This is a genomic window from Aquabacterium sp. A7-Y (genome assembly GCF_026153205.1).
GTDB lineage: Bacteria > Pseudomonadota > Gammaproteobacteria > Burkholderiales > Burkholderiaceae_C > Caldimonas.
Genome location: NZ_JAPFBW010000057.1, coordinates 1 through 18,389, shown reverse-complemented (window position 1 = coordinate 18,389; position 18,389 = coordinate 1). Strand labels below are relative to the sequence as shown.

The window sequence follows — 18,389 nt, the reverse complement described above, 5'->3', positions numbered from 1 at the left end:
ACGCCGCCCCGCGGCCTACACCATCGAGGTGACCGCCACCGACTCCAAGGGTGCCAAGGTCTCCACCAACTTCGAGTTGTCCGTCAACAACCCAGCTCCGGTTGGTGCTGACGAGAACGAGACAGTTGCCGAAGACGGCTCGTTGAGTGATGCCGTCAGCGCGACCGATCCCGACGGCGACGCACTGAGCTATGCGATCGACACTGCACCGACGAACGGCACGGTGGTCGTCGATGCCAACGGCAGCTACACCTACACGCCCAACGCCAATTTCAACGGCAGCGACAGCTTCACTGTCGTCGTCACCGACGCACAGGGCGCCACCGACACGATCACGGTCAGCGTGACGGTCAATGCCGTGAACGACAACCCGGTGGTGGTCGGCTCACTCGACAACGAGACCCGTAGCGACGGTGCCACCGTCAGCATCCCAACCAGCGCGGTCTTCCGCGACGCCGACATCACCACCAACGGCGACCAGCTGACTTTCTCGGCCACCGGCTTGCCGGCTGGCTTGAGCATCGATCCGAGCACCGGTCTCATCTCCGGCACCCTGCCCAACGACGCCAGCCGCCCCGCGGCCTACACCATCGAGGTGACCGCCACCGACTCCAAGGGCGCCAAGGTCTCCTCCAGCTTCGGGCTGTCGGTCAACAACCCGGCTCCGGTGGCCGGTGACCAGACCGTCTCCACCCCGGAAGACACCCCGGTCACCGGCCAGGTCACAGCGGTCGATCCCGACAACGACGCCCTCACCTTCAGCAAGGCCGCAGATCCGGCGCATGGCAGCGTGGTCGTGGACGCTGACGGCAACTACACCTACACGCCCGACGCCAACTTCAACGGCGCCGACAGCTTCCAGGTGCAGGTGTCCGACGGCCAGGGCGGCACGCACACGGTCACGGTCAACGTCACGGTCGATCCAGCCAACGACGCCCCGGTCGCGGTGGCGGACGCACCGGTCTCGCTCGTGGGCCTGCGCGGTGAGTACTACGCCTACCACGAAGCCACCGACGGCGGCACCATCGGCTCGCTGGCCCAGGTGCGCGACTTCATCGCCGCCAACACGGCCGACGCCTCCTTCATCGCCAAGACGCTGAACTACGGCCAGGTGGCGGGCGACCTCGGCGCCGACGGCAAGCTGCAGACCTTCCTCGGCAGCGACGCCACCTCCCTCAGCGTGGATCCGCCCAACAGCAGCGACGCCATCGTGCGCCTGAGCGGCACCGTGCAGATGGCCGCGGGGACCTACAACCTGCGCATCCTCGCCGACGACGGCTACATGGTCTGCATCGACGGCATCATCGTCGCCCAGGTTCCCGCCAACCAGTCGCCGACCACGACCGCGCACCCCAGCTTCACGATCGCTGCCGGCGGCGCGCATGCCATCGAGATCATCTACTGGGACCAGGGCGGCAACGCCGTCTTCCAGGCCGAGATCAGCAACAACGGCGGCACGTCCTACCAGCCGCTGGGCAGCCTGCCTCTGGCGCACGACAGCTTCACCGCGAGCGAAGACAGCGCCCTGGTGATCGCCTCCGCAAGCCTGCTCGCCAACGACAGCGACCTGGACGGCGACACGCTCTCCATCGTCTCGGTTCAATCGCCGGTCAACGGCACGGTGGCACTGGTCGGCGGCCAGGTGGTCTTCACGCCGAACGCGAACTACAACGGCCCGGCCTCCTTCACCTACACGGTGAGCGACGGCCATGGCGGCACCTCCACGGCGACCGCCCATATCGTCGTCAACGCGGTGGCCGACGCGCCGGTCAACACCGTCCCGGCCGCCCAGACCCTCTCCGAGGACGGCACCCGGGTCTTCTCCAGCGCCAACGGCAACGCCCTCACGGTCGCAGACGTCGACGGCGGCAGCCTGACCACCACGCTCGACGTCGGCTCCGGCGTGCTGACCCTCGGCTCGACGGCGGGCGTCACGGTGACCGGCAACGGCACCGGCACTGTCACGCTCACCGGCACCGCCGCAGCCATCAATGCCGCGCTCGACGGCACCACCTACACCCCCGCGGCCGACGCCTCGGGCAGCGTGACCCTGCGCGTGAGCACCACGGACGGTAGCGCCACCGACGTGGACACCGTCAGCCTGACCGTCAACCCGGTCGCCGACATCGCCGCCGACAGCGCCGTCACGAGCGAGGACACGGGCATCGTCATCGACGTGCTGGCCAACGACAGCTTCGAAAGCGGCGCACGCACCGTCACGGCCGTCAACGGCACCCCCCTCACCGCCGGCGGCGCTGCCGTCGCGGTGGCGGACGGCAGCGTCAGCCTCAACGCCGGCGGGCAGCTGGTCTTCACGCCGGCCGCCAACTACAACGGCAACACCAGCTTCACCTACACGGTGAGCGCGGGCGGCAGCACGGAAACGGCCACCGTCAGCGTGCGGGTCGACGCCGTCAACGACGCCCCCGTCCTCGACCTCGACGCAAACAACTCCAGCGGCGGCACCGGCGCCGGCTACACGACCGGCTACACCGAACAGGGCTCCGGCGTCGCCCTCGCCGACCTCGACCTGACCATCACCGACGTCGACCACACCACGCTCGCCGGCGCCACCATCACGCTCAGCAACGCACAAGCGGGCGACCTGCTCGCCGTCGGCAGCCTGCCCGCCGGCGTCACCGCGGTCGTCACGAGCGTCGGCGGCCAGATTGTCGTCACGCTGTCGGGGACTGCCTCGCTGGCCGACTACCAGAGCGCGATCCAGGCCGTCACCTTCTCCAACCCCGGCGACGCGCCGAGCACCACGCCGCGCACGGTCAGCGTCAGCGTGACCGACGGCCAGAACGTCAGCAACCTCGGCACGACCACGATCAACGTGACGGCGGTCAACGACGCGCCGCAGACTGCCAACGCCACCGCCTCCGGCAACGAGGACGGCGGCCCGATCAGCGTCACGCTGACCGGCAGCGACGTCGACGGCACGCTGGCGAGCTTCAGCGTCACCAGCCTGCCGGCCAACGGCGTGCTCTATCGCGACGCCGCGATGACGCAGGCGGTCACGGCCAACACCGACCTGAGCGCCTCCGGCAACTCGCTGACCCTGTACTTCCGCCCCAACGACAACTGGAACGGCAGCACCTCCTTCCAGTACGCCGCGAAGGACACGCAGGGCCTGGCCGACGCCACCCCGGCGACGGCCACGCTCACGGTGTCCGCCGTGAACGACCGGCCGGGCACCTACAACGTCAGCGCCACCGGCGCCGAGGACAGCACCATCGCCGTGACGCTGCAGGGCTCGGACGTCGACGGCAGCATCGCCAGCTTCCGCCTGGCCAATCTGCCGGCCAACGGCACGCTCTACCTGGATGCGGCGATGACGCAGCCTGTGGCGATCAACACCGCGCTGGCCGCCAGCAACGACGCGCTGACGCTGTACTTCCGCCCCAACGCGAACTGGAACGGCAGCACCACCTTCAACTACACGGCGACCGACAACCTGGGCCTGGCCGACGCCACCACCGACGTCGCCACCGTCACCGTCACGCCGGTCAACGACGCGCCGTCGGTCGCCTCGCCCAGCGCCTCGGGCAACGAGGACGCCGCCAGCATCGCCGTCACCCTGACCGGCAGCGACATCGACGGCACGGTCGCCAGCTTCCGCCTGGCCGGCCTGCCGGCCAACGGCACGCTCTACCGCGACGCGGCCATGACCCAGGCTGTGGTCGCCGGCACCGATCTCGCGGCTTCGGGCAACTCGCTGACGCTGTACTTCCGGCCCAGCAGCAACTGGAACGGCTCGACCAGCTTCCAGTACAGCGCCACGGACAACTCGGGCTCCACCAGCGTGGCGTCCGGTACGGCCACGATCAACGTCGCGGCGGTCGACGACGCGCCCACGGCCGCCCCGGTCGCCCTGAGCGGCACCGAGGACGCGCGCCTGATGCTGCAGTGGTCGCAGTTCGGCGTGGCCGACATCGACAGCGCCGACAGCGCGCTGGGCATCCGCATCGTCGGACTGCCGGCCGACGGCACGCTGATGGTCAGCGACGGCACGACCTGGACGGCAGTTTCCGCCGGCACGGTGATCGCCAAGGCCACCTTCGACGCCGGCCGGGTCAGCTTCCTGCCGGATGCGAACGAGTCGGGCACCGATGCCTACGGCGGCAGCGGCGTCGGCAACCTGGGCAGCGACTACGCGCGCTTCACCTACCAGGCCACGGACGCCAGCGGCAGCAGCGCCACGCAGACCGTGGTGATCGACATCGCGCCGAGTTCGGACGCGCCGGTCCTGGCATCCAACCCCGCCGCCGCGCCGGGGTTGACCCTGGCGCCGACCACCTCGGCCGGTCTGATGCTCGACTACTACGACGACATCTCGACCATGGGCTCCAGCGCCGGCAACACCAACCCCGACATCGCCGAAGCCGCCATCGAGAATGCGCTCCCAACCGGCAGCGCGGTGGTGAGCGATGCCGGCGACCCCGGCACCGGTTCCTCCGACCGCATCCAGGTGGCCGTCGACGACGCCTACAAGCTCCAGGGCCTGGTCTACCTGGAAGCGGGCAAGGTCTACACCTTCTCGGGCTATGCGGACGACACCTCGCGCCTGGAGATCGGCGGCAGCACCTTGCTGTCCGGCCAGTGGGGGGTGAGCAGCGCGGCGCAGGCCGGCTCGGGCAACTTCTCGGTGAGCTACACGGCACCGGCCACGGGCTACTTCAGCCTGGAGTTTTTCGTCTACAACACCAACGGCCCGGGGAGCTACGACCTCAACGTCAGCGTCAATGGCGGCGCCGTGACCGACCTGTCAACCTCGAACCTGAAGCTCTACGCCAGCATCGGCCAGGTCGATGCGCTGGGCGGCCAGCACGACAACTTCACCGCCGTCGGCGAAGGCGGTTACTACGCCGCCCGCTACAACTCCGGCATGCAGGGCAGCACCATCCGGCTGGCCCCGCTGGTGGCGAGCCTGCCGGACGGCGACGGGTCCGAGAGCCTCACCTCGGTGAGCATCTCCGGCATCCCGGTGGGCGCCGTCCTGAGCGACGGGACCAACACCTTCACAGCCACCGCTGCGCTCAGCTCGGTGACCGTGACGAGCTGGAACCTGAGCGCCCTGCGCATCACCATGCCAGCGAGCTACACCGGCAGCTTCGACCTGACCGCCCAGGCGACCAGCAGCGAAGCCATCACCGGGACCACGGCGAGCAGCAGTGTCGCCATGCCGGTCACCGTGTGGCCTTCGGTCGACCGCACGGCGCTCGGCAGCACCGGTGCCACCGAGGCCGGCGGCGCCTTCAGTGGCGACGGCCTGGTGGGCAAGGACGGCAACGACATCTACCTGGTGAGCGAGTCCGGGACCGGGCTGTCGGTGTCGGTGGACGAAGCGGCATCCGCCGGCTATGCCCGGATGGTGGACACAGAAACGACGGCGACCACTGCCCAGGTGTTCGACACCAAGGGCGGCAACGACTACGTCGAGGCCGGTGCGGGCAACGACGTGATTTACCTGGGCGACTCGACCAACTACGCCCAGTCGGGCCTGATCAACCTGAGCTTCATCTCGCGCACCGATGCCACCATGGTCGGCAGCGGCGGCATGCTGACCAGCCAGGCACGCAGCGGCATGCTGGATGACGCGGACATCGCCGGCGGCGGCAGTGGCAACGACTACATCGCCGGCCAGGGCGGCACCGACCTGATCTACGGCGGCGCGGGCGACGACGTGCTCGACGGCGGCAGCGGCAACGACCTGGTGCGCGGCGGCGCGGGCAATGACCTGCTGATCGGCGGCACCGGTGACGATGTGCTGCGCGGCGACGGCGGCAACGACCAGCTGACCGGCGGCGCGGGCAGCGACGTGTTCCGCTGGGGCCTGGCCGACCGTGGTACGGCCGGCAGCCCCTCCACCGACGTCATCACCGACTTCGACGCCTCGGCGGCGAGCGCCGGCGGCGACGTGCTGGACCTGCGCGACCTGCTCAGCGGCGAGGACATGGGCAACAACGGCAGCGTCGGCGACCTGGCCACCTTCCTGGACTTCAACGTGACCACGGTCAACGGCGTCACCCAGACCGAGATCCGGATCAGCAGCACCGGCCAGTTCCCGGCCAGCGGGGGCACCGCCGCGCTGACGGACCAGAGCATCGTGCTGGAGAACGTCGACATCCGCAGCGCCCTCAACCTGACGAGCACGGCGAGCGACAGCGCCATCATCCAGGAGCTGATCAACCGCAACAAGCTCATCACAGACTGAGGACGGCCATGGCCGTGCCACGGTGGGGCGCTCCCGGGTCTGCGCACCATCGACGTCCGGCTAGCGGGAACCATGAGAAGGGGGCCAAGGCCCCCTTCGTTTTTGGCCGATCGGCCCTGCCCTCTCCGGGACGGCCGCAGCCGACCGAAGCTCAGGCAGGAATCGGGAGCGCGACGCGCCGGTTCGATCAGCCTTGTGGCCGGCGGCGGGCCACCCATCCCAGAGCGGCCAGGCCGAGGCCTACCAGGAGATAGGTACCCGGTTCGGGCACGGGCGACGGGGAATTGGCGCTGGCGAACACGTAGACGCCGAGATCGAACTGGACCGCCTCGCTGCTGGTGTTGGCAAAGGTGGCCGTCATCTGCCGGGTCTCCGACAGCACGGTTCCCGCGGTGTCGGGTGCCCACAGCTGCATGTCGTCCGACCGCCCGGGAGCATCGACACCGTAGGGGTTGATGCTCAGCCAAAGGGTCGCGTAGGTGCCGTCCCGTCGTTGATGGGAGAAGCAGTCGGCACCGGAGGCGGACTCGCAGGACACCGAAGCGCTGCCCAGGGCGGTCAGAGTCAGCCGGGTGTTGGGCGAGAGCACGGGCACGACGGTGCTTTCCCAATGGCCGTTCCAGGAGGTCGAACCGTAGCCGGCGTCGGCGCCCGAAGTACTGACAATTCCGGGGTCTGAGAACTGCGCGGAGGCCGACATCGATCCGTCCGCCCCGACCACCAGGCGTGAGCTCGACGAGCCTTCGGCCAGTTCATAGGTGCCTTCACTGAAGGTGAAGCCGTCGGTCCGCGGCGTTTCGACGCCCTGATTGGACGGGTACACCGCGACCGAGCCGCCGAAATGCAGGGTGCCCCATGAGATCGACGGATCGATGCCGTCGTCCAGATCCAGGTCGACCAAAGTCAGGGTGAGATGGCTCAAGCTGGCCTGGGCATGGCCGCTGGCTGCCAAGGCGGGCAAGGACAACAAGGCAAGAACAGCCGACACCAACGCCGACGCGCATTTCATAGTGCTTCTCCTGTCAACGAGTCCGGCCGGCAGCGTACCCGCTGGCTCATGAAGGCTGCGTTACGACGGTGTAAATGCTGCGGTCTTCGATCCTTTCATGCCCGCAGGCTCAGCCAGGCATCACCGCGCTCGCCCAGGGCCCGGTGATGCCGTCCACCCCGCAGGCCCACAAGGCCTCGGCGTCGGCCGCCTGCGTCACGCCCTCGGCATACAGCTGGATACCCAGGCCGTGGGCCATCGCCGCGGTGCCCTGCACGAAGTTGCGCACCGCCTGGTCCTCGGCGGCACCGCGCACGAAACGCGCGTCGAGCTTGATGTAGTCCAGCCCGATCTCGTAGAGCCGCTCGATGCGCGAGAGCTGTTCGCCGGCATGTTCGATGCCGAAGCGGGCGCCGGCGTGGCGGGCCTGCTGGCACAGCTCGCGCACCAGGCCGTGATGGCGCAGCGCTGCCCCTTCCGGCACCTCGAGCCAGAGCTGGGCGGCTTGCGGCGCCCCCTCCAGCCGCTCCCTCAACGCGGCCGCAAAGCCGGGGTCCTGCACCGACGCCGCGGACAGGTTGATGCCCAGCGGTCTTCCATGCGCGGCGATCTCGGCCAGCGCCAGGCCCACCACCGCCAGATCAACGGCGGTCACGGTCTGGGTGCGCACCGCCAGCGGCAGCCAGCGCGCCGCGGACTCGAACTCGCCGCCAGGCTCCAGCTGCAGGCGCAAGGGCGTTTCGGCATGCACCAGGGCACCGCTTGCGTCGATCAAGGGATAGTGGGCCAGTTGCAGGCGGCCGTCGGCCAGCGCCGCCTCGATGCGGCGCTTCCAGTCCTCCTCGCCGGCAGCCAGCGGCCCCTCGGCCACGCCGCCTTGCACCACGCAGGCGAACAGGCCCTGGGCCTCCGCCCGGGCCAGCGCTTCATCGGCCCGCGACAGCAGCTGGGACAAGGCCATGCCGTGGCGGTACTCCACCGCACCGAGCACCACGCCGCGGGCCTCGCCATAAGGCAGGCAAGCGGTTCGCAAAGCTTGCACCAGCGCTTCCACCTCGGGCCCGCCCGAAGGGGCCTGCAGCTCGGCCGCCGGCAGGCAGAGCGCGAAGTCCGAGCCGTTCAGCCGCCCTACCCAGGCGCCGGCATTGGGTTGCCCCGCGTCCTGCAGCACCTCGGCCACCTGCTGGATCAGCCGGTCGGTCTCGCGCCGGCCCAGCTCGGCGTTCACCCGCGCCAGCTCGGCGATACGCACCATCAGCAGCGCACCGCGCGACGCGGCGTCCTCGCGCTCCAGCTCCGATTCGAGCCGGGTCAGGAAATGCCGGCGGTGCGAGACGCCGGTGGCCGGGTCGCAATTGGCCTGCAGGCGCAGCGTGTCGACCTGGGCGGCCTGCTCCTCGAAAGCGGTCTTCAGGCGCGAGACCATGCCGTTCATCGCCCGCGTCAGGCGCTGCAGCTCGGGCACGCGCGGCTCCTGCACCGTGACGAACTGGCCGTTCACCAAAGCCTGGGCCTGCCGCACGGTGGAGTGCAACGGCCGGCGGATGCCCTGCACGATCACATGGCCGAGCACGCCGGCCACCAGGGCGACCAGCGCCAGCCAGGCCCCCGACTGCAGGCAGCCGCGCCACAGGTCGCGATAGGCATACGAGACATGGCTCACCACCTGCAGCGAGCCGAGCGCACGCCAGCCGTCGCTGACCTGCGCCACGCCGGGGGCCGACTCGATCGGCACCCACCTCACGAACCAGCGCGGTGCCTGCGGGTCCACCGGCCCGGCGACACGCTCGATGACCCGGCCGTCGCTGCCCTGGAAGCGGATGCGCTGATAAAACCCGGTGTCGAACTGCGCCGCCAGCACCAGCTCCATCAGCTCCAGGTCGCCTTTCTGCTGCGACAGCGAGAGGGCCAGCGCGGCCGCGTTGTCGCTGTTTTTCACGCGCAACTGGGTCTCCAGGTAGCCGCGCGCGGAGGCCACGTTCACGGCAAAGCTGCCGGCAAAGGCAATCAGCGCGGTGCTCAGCACCACCAGCCAGATCTGTCGAATCAGAGACATCGGCTTCCCTCCTGCACCCTCATGGCAAGAATCCTTCTTCACGGGCCTTGGCGAGCACCTCGCGCCAGCGCGACAGCCGGGCGGCGGGATCGCCCGCAGACAGCGCGCCGACGCCCTGCCACAGGCCTTCTGCGTTGAAACTGAAGACCGGCATCAGGTCCGGCCGCCGCGACGCGGGGCGGATGTCGCCGATCAGGTTGTCGAGAATGAGCGGCTCGGCCTGCGGAGTCGGGTAGTAGGCGAGCACCATGTGCGCCTGGCTGGTGCCGCCCGGGCCGCCGATGGTGGCCCGCACGTAGACCAGCCGCATGCGCTCGGCCGGCGTACCGACAGCCAGCAGGGTGAAGTACTTCGCCATCGCGAAGTCCTCGCAGTCCCCCTGCCCTTGCTGCAGGAATTCGAGTGGGCTGGCCCAGTGGTCGAGCCGCCCCCAGACCAGATGGTCGTCCCGGAAACCCTGGCGCCGGTTGAAAAACTGGTTCACACCCTGGAGCTTCTGGCGCTCGTCCGCCGCCTGCAGCGCTGCCAGTTCCGCCTGCAGTGCCCGCACGCCGGACACGGCCGCCGGCCCCAGGCGCTCGGCCGAGCGCAGCATGCGGTCGGCGTCGAAGGCCAGGGCCCAGCCGAGGCCGAGCAGCAGGCAGCCGGCCAGGCAGCCGCCCAGCCACCGGGAGGCGCACCACACGAAAAAGCCGGCCTTCGAGGACATCTGCAACGCAGGCTACCTCAAGGCCGGCATCGGCGAGTGCAGGAACAGAGGCTGGGAGCGCCTGCTTTTCGCGGCATCGGTGCGCGGCCCGGCCGCTTAAGCTGCCCTCGCATCCTGCCCCACGCTCGCCCGCCTTCGGCCCGTCATCGGAGCGCGTTCCGCGACATACGCCACGCGAATTGGTGACAAAGTTTCCTTTCCAGGGACCACGGTCGACGCCCGCAGTATTACATAGCGATACACTCCTGCAAGTCGGTGCTCACCCAGGTGGAGCCCCTGTCCGCTGACCCTTTTGAAAGCGCCCTGATGAGTCTTAACACACGCCTCACGGCCCTGGCCCTGCTGTTCGCCTGCCTGCCCCTGGCAGCGCAAACCACCGACGCACTGAAGGCCTCGGCACGCAAGGCGGTGCAGACCCATCCGGAGGTCCTGTCGCGACTGAACGCGTGGCGGGCGTCGATCGACGAAGCCTCCGCAGCGCGCAGCGGCTTCCTGCCGCGGGTGGACTTGACGGTCAGCGGCGGCCATGAGCGCGATCGCGTCAGCTCGCGGGACCCGGTGCGCTCCAGCATGGAACGCAGCGGCGCCGCCTTGAGCGTGACCCAGGTGCTGTGGGATGGCTCCGCCACCCGCAGCGAAGTGCGCCGGCTTGGCCACGCCAAGCTGACGCGTTATTTCGAGTTCGTCGACAGCTCCGAGCAAACCGCGCTGGAAGCGGTGCGTGCCTATTACGACGTGGCGCGTTTCCGCCGGCTGGTGGAACTGGCCGAAGACAACTATGTGCAGCACAAGGCCTCGCACGACCAGATCCAGGCGCGCTTCAAGGCCGGCGTGAGCCGCGGCGTCGACCTGGAGCAGGCGGCTGCCCGCCTGGCCCTGGCGGAGTCCAACCTGAGCACCGAGATCGCCAACCTGCACGATGTCTCGGCCCGCTACCAGCGCCTGGTCGGCGAGCTGCCCCCGGCCGACGCCACGCTGCCGGCGCCGCTCACCGCAGGCCTGCCGCTCACCGCGAGCAGCGCCGTGGAGGCCGCCGTGTCACACAGCGGCACGGTGACCGCCGCGATCGAGAACCTGCGCGCGGTGCGGGCCCAGGCCGACGGCCGCAAAGCCGCCTACCAGCCACGCGTGGAAGCCCGGCTGCGCGCCGGCGTCGGCCACAACTACGAAAGCGTGCGCGACCAGCGCCGTGACACCGTCGCGGAGCTGGTGATGAACTGGAACCTCTACAACGGCGGCGCCGATGACGCCCGCGCACGCCAGTTGGCCGACCTGGTGAACCAGGCCGCCGACCTGCGCGACAAGGCCTGTCGCGACGTGCGCCAGACCGTGGCGATCGCCTTCAACGACACGCAGAAGCTGGTCGACCAACTGCGCTACCTGGATGCCAACCAGCTCGCCATCGAGAAGGCCCGGGACGCCTACCGCAAGCAGTTCGACATCGGCCAGCGCAGCCTGCTGGACCTGCTGAACGCCGAGAACGAGCTCTATACCGCGCGGCGCGCCTACGCGAATGCCGAATACGACCTCGGCATCGCCTATGCCCGCGTGCATGCCGGCACCGGCACGCTGCTGTCGACGCTCGGCATCACCCGCGAGGAGCCCGCCAGCGCCGAGGCCCAGGGCTGGTCCGCCGGCGAAGATGGCGCGGCGGGCCGTTGCCCCGCCGTCGGCCCCGACTTCCAGCCCACGCCGCGCGCCGCCCTGGACGCACGTGCGCACCGGCTGTCCAGCAGCGCACCCGAAGTGCCCCGCGCGCCCGCCACGCCGGTCCCGGCGCCGGCCGGTAGCCCGCCGGCTCGCGCGACCCAGCCCCAGCGCTGAGCGATCTTGCAGGGCAGGCGCGCCGCCTGCTACTGCACGCCATTCCTGCTACACCTTGTATACCGGCGGTTGTCACCTGTCCGAACACCCCTGACTCATCCCGTAACGAGCTGATCCGGGTTGTCTCTTCCCTGCTTGGTAGCCTCAACGCCAACACATCTGAGCGGACCCAGGCCCCTTGTTGCGACTGCTCGGCAGTCGTGCCCGGCGCCCGCCGCTCACCTCGGTTCCCGGCCTGTGTCGTTCAACGCCGGGAACACCACGGTTGTCACTCAGGGAGTACCGCATGAGCCGTTCCAACGCGGGCTCGGTGACGCAGCGTCGCCTGTATTGGCTGGATGGGGCCCGAGCGTCTCTGATGCTTCTGGGCGTGCCTTTCCACGCCGGGTTCGTTTACGCCGTCCAGGGCTGGGAGATCAGTTCGCCGGACAAGTCCGCCCTCCTCAGCGGCTGGGGTGCAGCCTCCAGTGCGTTCCGGATGCCGGCGTTTTTTCTGGTGGCCGGATTTTTCGCAGCCCTGCTGATGAGCCGTCGCTCGCGCGGCGACTTCCTGCGCACGCGGCTGTTCCGCCTCGGCGTGCCGCTGATCACCGGTCTGGTGCTGCTGGCACCGATTCAAGTGGGGCTGCGGGAGCTCGCGAGCGGCTTCTCCGGGCCGGACGGGCCGCTGGCCCAGTCTTTCCTGGACGAGGGGCACTTGCGGCCCGACGCGGGACGCATCTGGCTGGCCCAGCTGTGGTTCCTGGTCGACCTGCTGATCTACACCGGATTGATCGCCCTCATCTCGACGCCCGCCGTGCTGGCACGGCTCAAGGCCGCGGGCGACTGGCTCAGCCGGCTATCGCCGATGCACCTGCTGGCGCTGGTTTGCCTGCACGGCCTCTACGGCCTGTGTCTGGGGGCCTTCGACAACTTGACCGGACTGAGCCTGCCCACCTTCTTCTGGGGCGGAGTCATGACCCAGAAGCTGCTCTACAACCTGCCGTTTTTCCTGCTCGGCGTGATCTGTTTCCTGCAGCGCGACCTGCTCACGCGCCTCATCACCTGGAGGCGCTGGTCGGTGCCGCTGTGCCTGCTGTTGCTGATCGCCTGTGCCCTCTGGCCCGCGGCCGACCGCGCCGCCTGGCAGAAGGCCGTGCGGCTGTTCATGCTGCCGGCCACCGCGTGGGCCGGCGTGCACCTGGTGCTGGGTGCCTGCGCGCGCTGGCTGGACCGGCCCTCCCCGGTGGTACAGAACCTGGTCGACAGCGCCTACTCGATCTACCTGCTGCACATCATTCCGGTGTTCGCCACCGGCCTGGCCTTCTGTTTCGTCGACTGGCCCGTGCTGCTGGAGTTCACGCTGATGGTGCTGATCTCGCTGCTGAGCGCCTGGGGCGCCCACCAGTTGCTGAACCGTTACGCCCTCTACCGCGTGCTGCTCAACGGCGAGCCGCTCAGCACGCTGCGCAACGACACGCCGGCCGGCGCGGCCGCCGAACCGCGGACGAGCTGAGCCGGGCAGGCCGGGCCGAGCCGCCGTTGCTCTCCGCTCTCCGACGCCGCCAGCCTGCTACGCACCCTGCCCTTTGCCGTGCTCGCTTGCCGGCCGGCCCGCGTCTCAGGCGACGCTTCGGCGATGGCGGCGATTGCTGCGGATGGCCTGCACCGACGGCGTGCTCGCCAGCTCGCGCAGCTGACGCGGGGTGACCTCGACGACGAAGGAGCCGTTCAGGTCGTTGCGGCGGGCCGAAGCGGCCAGGCCGAGGCGCTGGAGCGCCGCTTCGAGCTCACGCATGGCGGCGCCGGCGCCCGAAACGTCGGCTCCGCCTTCGCTGGGGCTGCGGCCCTTGCGCGGCGCGGGCAGCAGCTCGCGCGGCTCGGTCACCGTCTTGCGGGCCCTGCTGCGCCCGGCCGTTACGGCGGGGCGGCGGGCCTCGACGATGACCGAGGTCTTGCGGGATGAACCGAGTTCGGTCGCGAAGTCGACCAGGTCGGTGTCTCTGAGGGCGGTGGCTGCGGTCATGGGAGAAGTCCGGAGCCACAGGGTAACGGCAGGCGCGCCGCTTTTCAAGGGCGCGGCAGATAGCCGAGCCCGACGGCATTGCCGTAAGCCGCCAGCGCGTCGAGCCCGCCGTAGCCGTAGCGGTGGTCCTGGCCGTTCTCGCCCAGGTCGCGCACGCTGCCGAGCACCAGTTGCACCAGCGCCTCGCTGCGCTCGATGCCGCCGAGCTCCAGCAGCGCGGCGCCCTTGCGCGTGGCGCCGGTCCGGCTCAGCAGCAGCGCGATCGCGCCGGCCACATGGGGCGTCGCCATCGAGGTGCCGTTGAGGTGCTCCCACTTGCCCTTGCCCATGCAGGAGTAGATGTGCACGCCGGGTGCCGAGAGGTCCGGCTTGGCGTACACCAGCGGCAGGTCGGCGAGCTCGATCGCGTCCGAAGACTCGACCACCTGGGTGCGGCCGCCGCTGAAGGCCGCCACGCGGCCGTGCACGTCGGTGGCGCCGACGGCCAGCGCGAAAAAATCGTTGCCCGGCGAACCGGTGGTCTGGGCGCCATCGTTTCCGATCGCCGCCACCACCGGCACGCCGGCGGCGCGGGCCGAGACGATGGCCGCCGTGTAGGTGTCCAGCACGCCGGGCTCGAAGCTCAGTCCGCCGAGCGAGAGGTTGACGACGTCCGCGCCGTTGGCGACGGCCCATTCCAGCCCCTTGAGGATCTGCTCGTCGGTGCCACCGTTGCGGCCGAGCACCTTGGCGACCAGCAGGCGCGCCTCCGGCGCCATGCCGATCCAGCGCCCACTGGCATTGCCGCCGGCCACCGTGCCGCAGACGTGGGTGCCGTGGCCGTCGGCATCCCAGGCCTGGTCCACGCCTTCCTTCACCAGCCGGCCCTTGGCGTCGAACTCGGCGAAACGCGCCACCTTGCCGCGCAGGTCCGGGTGCTCGGCTTCCACGCCGGTGTCCAGCACCGCCACCCGCACCCCCTGCCCGCGCGCATCAAATCCCCCCCAGGCCGCCAGCGCACCGCAGGACTCCAGGCCCCAGGTGTGGGTCGAGCGCCGTGCCACCTCGGGCGGCAGCTGCTTCGCCTTCAGGCGCGGCGGCACCGCGATGCGCCGATTCGGAAACACCGCCAGCGCGCCCGGCAAGGCGGTCGGCAATTGCGCCAGGTCGTCGCGGTCCATCTCCATCACGGCGGCGCCGGCCAGCGGCAGCGGGCGCGGCCGGCCGCGTTCGTCGGAGCGGCGTGCCAGCCGCGAGTTGTTGAGGAAGGCGGCCTCCTGCATGGGCTGCAGCGCCGCCGTGCCGGCCCGCCTCACCTCGGCCAGCGGCCCGGACTCGCCGCGCGCCTCGCGCGGGCGCTCGGCGAGAAGCCGTCGCTCGGGGGCGGGGGGCGGCAGCAGGTCGGCGGCCTGGGTCACCGCGCGCAGCTGCAAGGCCTCGCGGGCGGCGCGTGCAATGGCTTCCTGCAGGCCGGCCGGATCGCCTTGCAGGATCACGCTCACGGTACGCTGGGGATAGTCGTCGAGGATACGTTCGACCTGTTGTCGCAGTTGTCGTGTTTTCAAGAACCGGGCCTCCGCTGTGCAGCCGCGATGATGCCTGAGCTGCTGCAGGCCCCTGTGGACAGCGGCCTGCAAGCCGATTAAGGAGGAAATGCCGCCGCTTTTCCGGCGGCGTTCTTCGGGACCATGGCTTACCCTAGAGGCTCGTGGAGGACCGCGGCCGTGCCCATGAGCCCTCTGACGCCAGAGCGCAATCTTGCCGAGACCACCGCGCCGATGATTCTTGACCTGGCCTAGCACCAGAATGACGCGAAGTTTCTTAAACGGCTTGGTTGCCCTCTGGCTGCTCGCTTGCGGCACGGCTTTCGGCGCCCCCGCACCCGCCCTGCAGCTGGACAGCCCGCAAATCGGCAGCACCGTGGGCCGGCATCTCGCTTACCTGGAAGATCCGGACGGCACACTGGCCCTGGACGACGTGAGGTCCCGGCGCGACAGCTTCCGCCCCAGTGAACAGGAGGTGCCGAACTTCAGCTTCACCAAATCGGTGTACTGGTTCCACCTGCGGGTGGAGAACCGGCATGCGCCGACCTCGCGTTGGCTGTTGGAAGCGCAGTACCCCTTGCTGGACAAGGTGCGTTTTTATGCGCTGCGGGACGGCGTCACCCTCATGTCGTCCGAGGCCGGCCGCTTGTTTCCGTTCCACCAGCGTCCGTTGCGCCACCGCAATCTCGTCTATCCGCTGGACCTGCCCGCTGGCCAGGCGCTCGAACTGTACTGGCGCGTCGAGACCGACAGTTCGCTGCAACTGCCGCTGGTGCTGTGGACGCCCGAGGCACTGACGCTCAAGGACCGCGACGAGCAGCTCGCCTTCGGCTTCTACTACGGGCTGCTGGCGGCGATGCTGCTGTTCAACGCCCTGGTCTACCTGTCAATGCGGGACATCAGCTACCTGCACTACGTGCAGTACATCAGCGGCTTCGCCGTGTTCCTGCTGTCCCTCAACGGCCTGGCCTCCGAATACCTTTGGCCGGACTGGCCGCGCTGGGGGCAGGCGGTGATCTCCTTCAGCATGTTGCTGGCCTGGGCAGGAGCGGCCAACTTCGCGCGCTCCTTCCTGAACCTGGCCAAGCACCTGCCCGTGATGGACCGCTTCACCTGGTGGTATGCGCGCGGTGCCACGGTACTGGCCCTCGTGTCCCTGTTCATGCCCTATAGCGTCATGATCAGGCTCACGACGGTCAACGGCTTCGTGATGTCGATCACGATGTCCGCGATCGGCTTCGTCTGCATGAATCGGGGCGTGAAGCAGGCGCGCTTCTTCATGCTGGCATGGGCCACACTGCTGCTGGGCCTGGCCCTGTACCCGCTGAAAACGATCAACCTGCTGCCGAACGTCTTCATCACCGAATACAGCATGCAGATCGGCTCCGCGCTGGAAGCCCTGCTGCTGTCCTTCGCGCTGGCGCACCGCATGAAGCTGCTGGAGCAGCAGAACCGGCGCATCCAGGCCGAGGCCACCAGCCAGCTCGAGCAACGAGTCCAGCAGCGCACGCAGGAGCTGGACGAGGCGCTGCGCCACCTGTCGGACGCCAACAACGAGTTGCAGAAGCTCAACGTGCTGGACGGCCTGACCGGCGTGAAGAACCGCAAGTACTTCGACGAACAGCTGCACCTCCAGCTGAAGGTCGCGGGACGCAGTGGGCTGCCGCTGTCGCTGCTGCTGATCGACATCGACCACTTCAAGGCCGTCAATGACCGCCACGGGCACCTGGCCGGCGACGCTTGCCTGCGCGCCGTGGCGCGCGCCATCGGCGAGTCGCTGCTCCGCCCGGGCGACCAGGTGGCCCGCTACGGCGGGGAGGAATTTGCAGTGCTGCTGCCGCAGACCGACGCGGAGGGCGCCCAGCACCTGGGGGAGCGCATTCGCAGCGCGATCGAGCAGCTGACGGTGACGCACGAGGGCTGCCTGGTCCCGCTGACGGCCAGCATCGGCGTGGCGATCGTCGCCGAGCCCGACGAGACCGGCGAGCAGCTGATCGCCGCCGCCGACACCGCGCTCTATGCGGCAAAGCACCATGGGCGGAACCAGGTGCGTATCGCTGGGACACAGCCGCCGCCAGCAGCGTCATGACGGCTTGCCGGTCTTCGGTGCCGTCAGAACGAGCAGGCTGAATCCAGGTACGACGTGCGGCGGCGCGCGTCGTAGCTTCTCTGGCCTGTGCTGACCTCATTGCGGTTGAACACGGGCTCTCCTGCATCGACGTCAAGTGCCGCCCCCGGGTGGTCGGGGCTAGGTAGGGCTCGATGCCACGGCGCTCTCAGCTTGCATGCGTTCGACACGGCTTGCCCAATAACATGCAGATGAAGATAGTGCGCGGGTCTCGTCAGCTCCACTACGAGAAGACATAGGGCACCAGGACGTCCCCCCTTGGACAGTTTGATTGACAGCCCTTCAGCACCGCCTAAGCTGAAGCTGGACCTCAGTTGATGCAGCTTCAGCGGGCATCGGAGAGTCCCATGACGCCTATTCCCCGGAACCCAGACCGCCCCCCCGGAGACCGCTCCCATGCACTCCAATTCGACCTCAAAGGTGCTTCCTGGCAGCGGTCTCGACCCAGCCGGATGGCAGCGCATGAAGGGACTGTTGGCCGAGGCCCTGACGCTGCCGCCCTCGCAACGCCGCGTGTTCGCCAACCGGCTGGCGGCTGATGATGCTGCGCTGGCCGAGGAGCTGGGCTCGCTGCTTGACGCTGCAGAGGCCGGCGAGACCTTGCTTGACCGCCTGCCTGCAGTGCTGGCAGCCGAGGTGGACGAACTCCGCGGGGCCTCTTGCCTGGGCGAGCGACTCGGGCCCTACCGTATCGTCGAATTGATCGGTCGCGGTGGCATGGGCGAGGTCTACCGAGCCGAGCGCGCCGACGGCCAGTACGAGCAGCAGGTGGCCATCAAACTGATGGGCCACAGCTTCGACCGCGAACACGCGATCTCCCGCTTCCACGCGGAGCGCCAGATCCTGGCCAGCCTCGACCATCCCAACCTCGCCAAGGTCTTCGATGGCGGCGTGACCGAGGACGGCCGGCCGTACTTCGTGATGGAGCTGGTCGACGGT

Annotated in this window: 10 protein-coding genes; 5 read left to right on the top strand and 5 right to left on the bottom strand. The window is 69.2% G+C overall.

What is annotated here, in order from left to right; translation table 11 throughout:
- Positions 1 to 28: 28 nt before the first annotated feature.
- Positions 29 to 6,217 (top strand): tandem-95 repeat protein, encoded by a 6,189-nt coding sequence (locus OOT46_RS29655; RefSeq protein ID WP_265407231.1) that lies wholly within the window; start codon positions 29 to 31, stop codon positions 6,215 to 6,217.
- 187 nt (positions 6,218 to 6,404) lie between these two features.
- Here OOT46_RS29655 and OOT46_RS29650 read toward each other — a convergent pair whose 3' ends face one another.
- The 3 genes from OOT46_RS29650 to OOT46_RS29640 all read right to left on the bottom strand — a co-directional run bounded on the left by OOT46_RS29650 (position 6,405) and on the right by OOT46_RS29640 (position 9,970).
- Positions 6,405 to 7,226 carry a PEP-CTERM sorting domain-containing protein gene (locus OOT46_RS29650; protein ID WP_265407230.1) on the bottom strand — a complete coding sequence of 274 codons (822 nt, stop codon included), beginning with the start codon at positions 7,224 to 7,226 and terminating at the stop codon, positions 6,405 to 6,407.
- A gap of 109 nt (positions 7,227 to 7,335) precedes the next feature.
- Entirely contained in the window at positions 7,336 to 9,261 is a 1,926-nt protein-coding gene (locus OOT46_RS29645; protein WP_265407229.1) for an EAL domain-containing protein, read from the bottom strand.
- Positions 9,262 to 9,280: 19 nt separating this feature from the next.
- Positions 9,281 to 9,970: a transglutaminase-like cysteine peptidase gene (locus tag OOT46_RS29640; RefSeq protein WP_265407228.1), complete on the bottom strand. Its 690-nt coding sequence runs from the start codon at positions 9,968 to 9,970 to the stop codon at positions 9,281 to 9,283.
- Positions 9,971 to 10,276: 306 nt separating this feature from the next.
- Here OOT46_RS29640 and OOT46_RS29635 point away from each other — a divergent pair, with 306 nt between their 5' ends.
- Together OOT46_RS29635 and OOT46_RS29630 are read left to right on the top strand one after the other, a co-directional pair.
- Positions 10,277 to 11,794, top strand: coding sequence for a TolC family outer membrane protein (locus OOT46_RS29635; RefSeq protein ID WP_265407227.1), 1,518 nt, complete (start codon positions 10,277 to 10,279; stop codon positions 11,792 to 11,794).
- 286 nt (positions 11,795 to 12,080) lie between these two features.
- Positions 12,081 to 13,289: an acyltransferase family protein gene (locus OOT46_RS29630; protein ID WP_265407226.1), complete on the top strand. Its 1,209-nt coding sequence runs from the start codon at positions 12,081 to 12,083 to the stop codon at positions 13,287 to 13,289.
- 105 nt (positions 13,290 to 13,394) lie between these two features.
- Here the strand turns inward: OOT46_RS29630 and OOT46_RS29625 are convergent, their stop codons facing one another.
- Both OOT46_RS29625 and OOT46_RS29620 read right to left on the bottom strand, forming a co-directional pair.
- Positions 13,395 to 13,799 carry a hypothetical protein gene (locus OOT46_RS29625; protein ID WP_265407225.1) on the bottom strand — a complete coding sequence of 135 codons (405 nt, stop codon included), beginning with the start codon at positions 13,797 to 13,799 and terminating at the stop codon, positions 13,395 to 13,397.
- 44 nt (positions 13,800 to 13,843) lie between these two features.
- On the bottom strand, positions 13,844 to 15,343 hold the full coding sequence (locus OOT46_RS29620) for a S8 family serine peptidase (RefSeq protein ID WP_265407224.1): 1,500 nt from the start codon (positions 15,341 to 15,343) through the stop codon (positions 13,844 to 13,846).
- 265 nt (positions 15,344 to 15,608) lie between these two features.
- Here OOT46_RS29620 and OOT46_RS29615 point away from each other — a divergent pair, with 265 nt between their 5' ends.
- Positions 15,609 to 17,411, top strand: a complete 1,803-nt coding sequence (locus OOT46_RS29615; RefSeq protein WP_265407223.1) for a diguanylate cyclase — start codon at positions 15,609 to 15,611, stop codon at positions 17,409 to 17,411.
- Between the two features lie 501 nt (positions 17,412 to 17,912).
- On the top strand, positions 17,913 to 18,389 hold a 477-nt coding region (locus OOT46_RS29610), incomplete at its 3' end, for a protein kinase (RefSeq protein WP_265407222.1).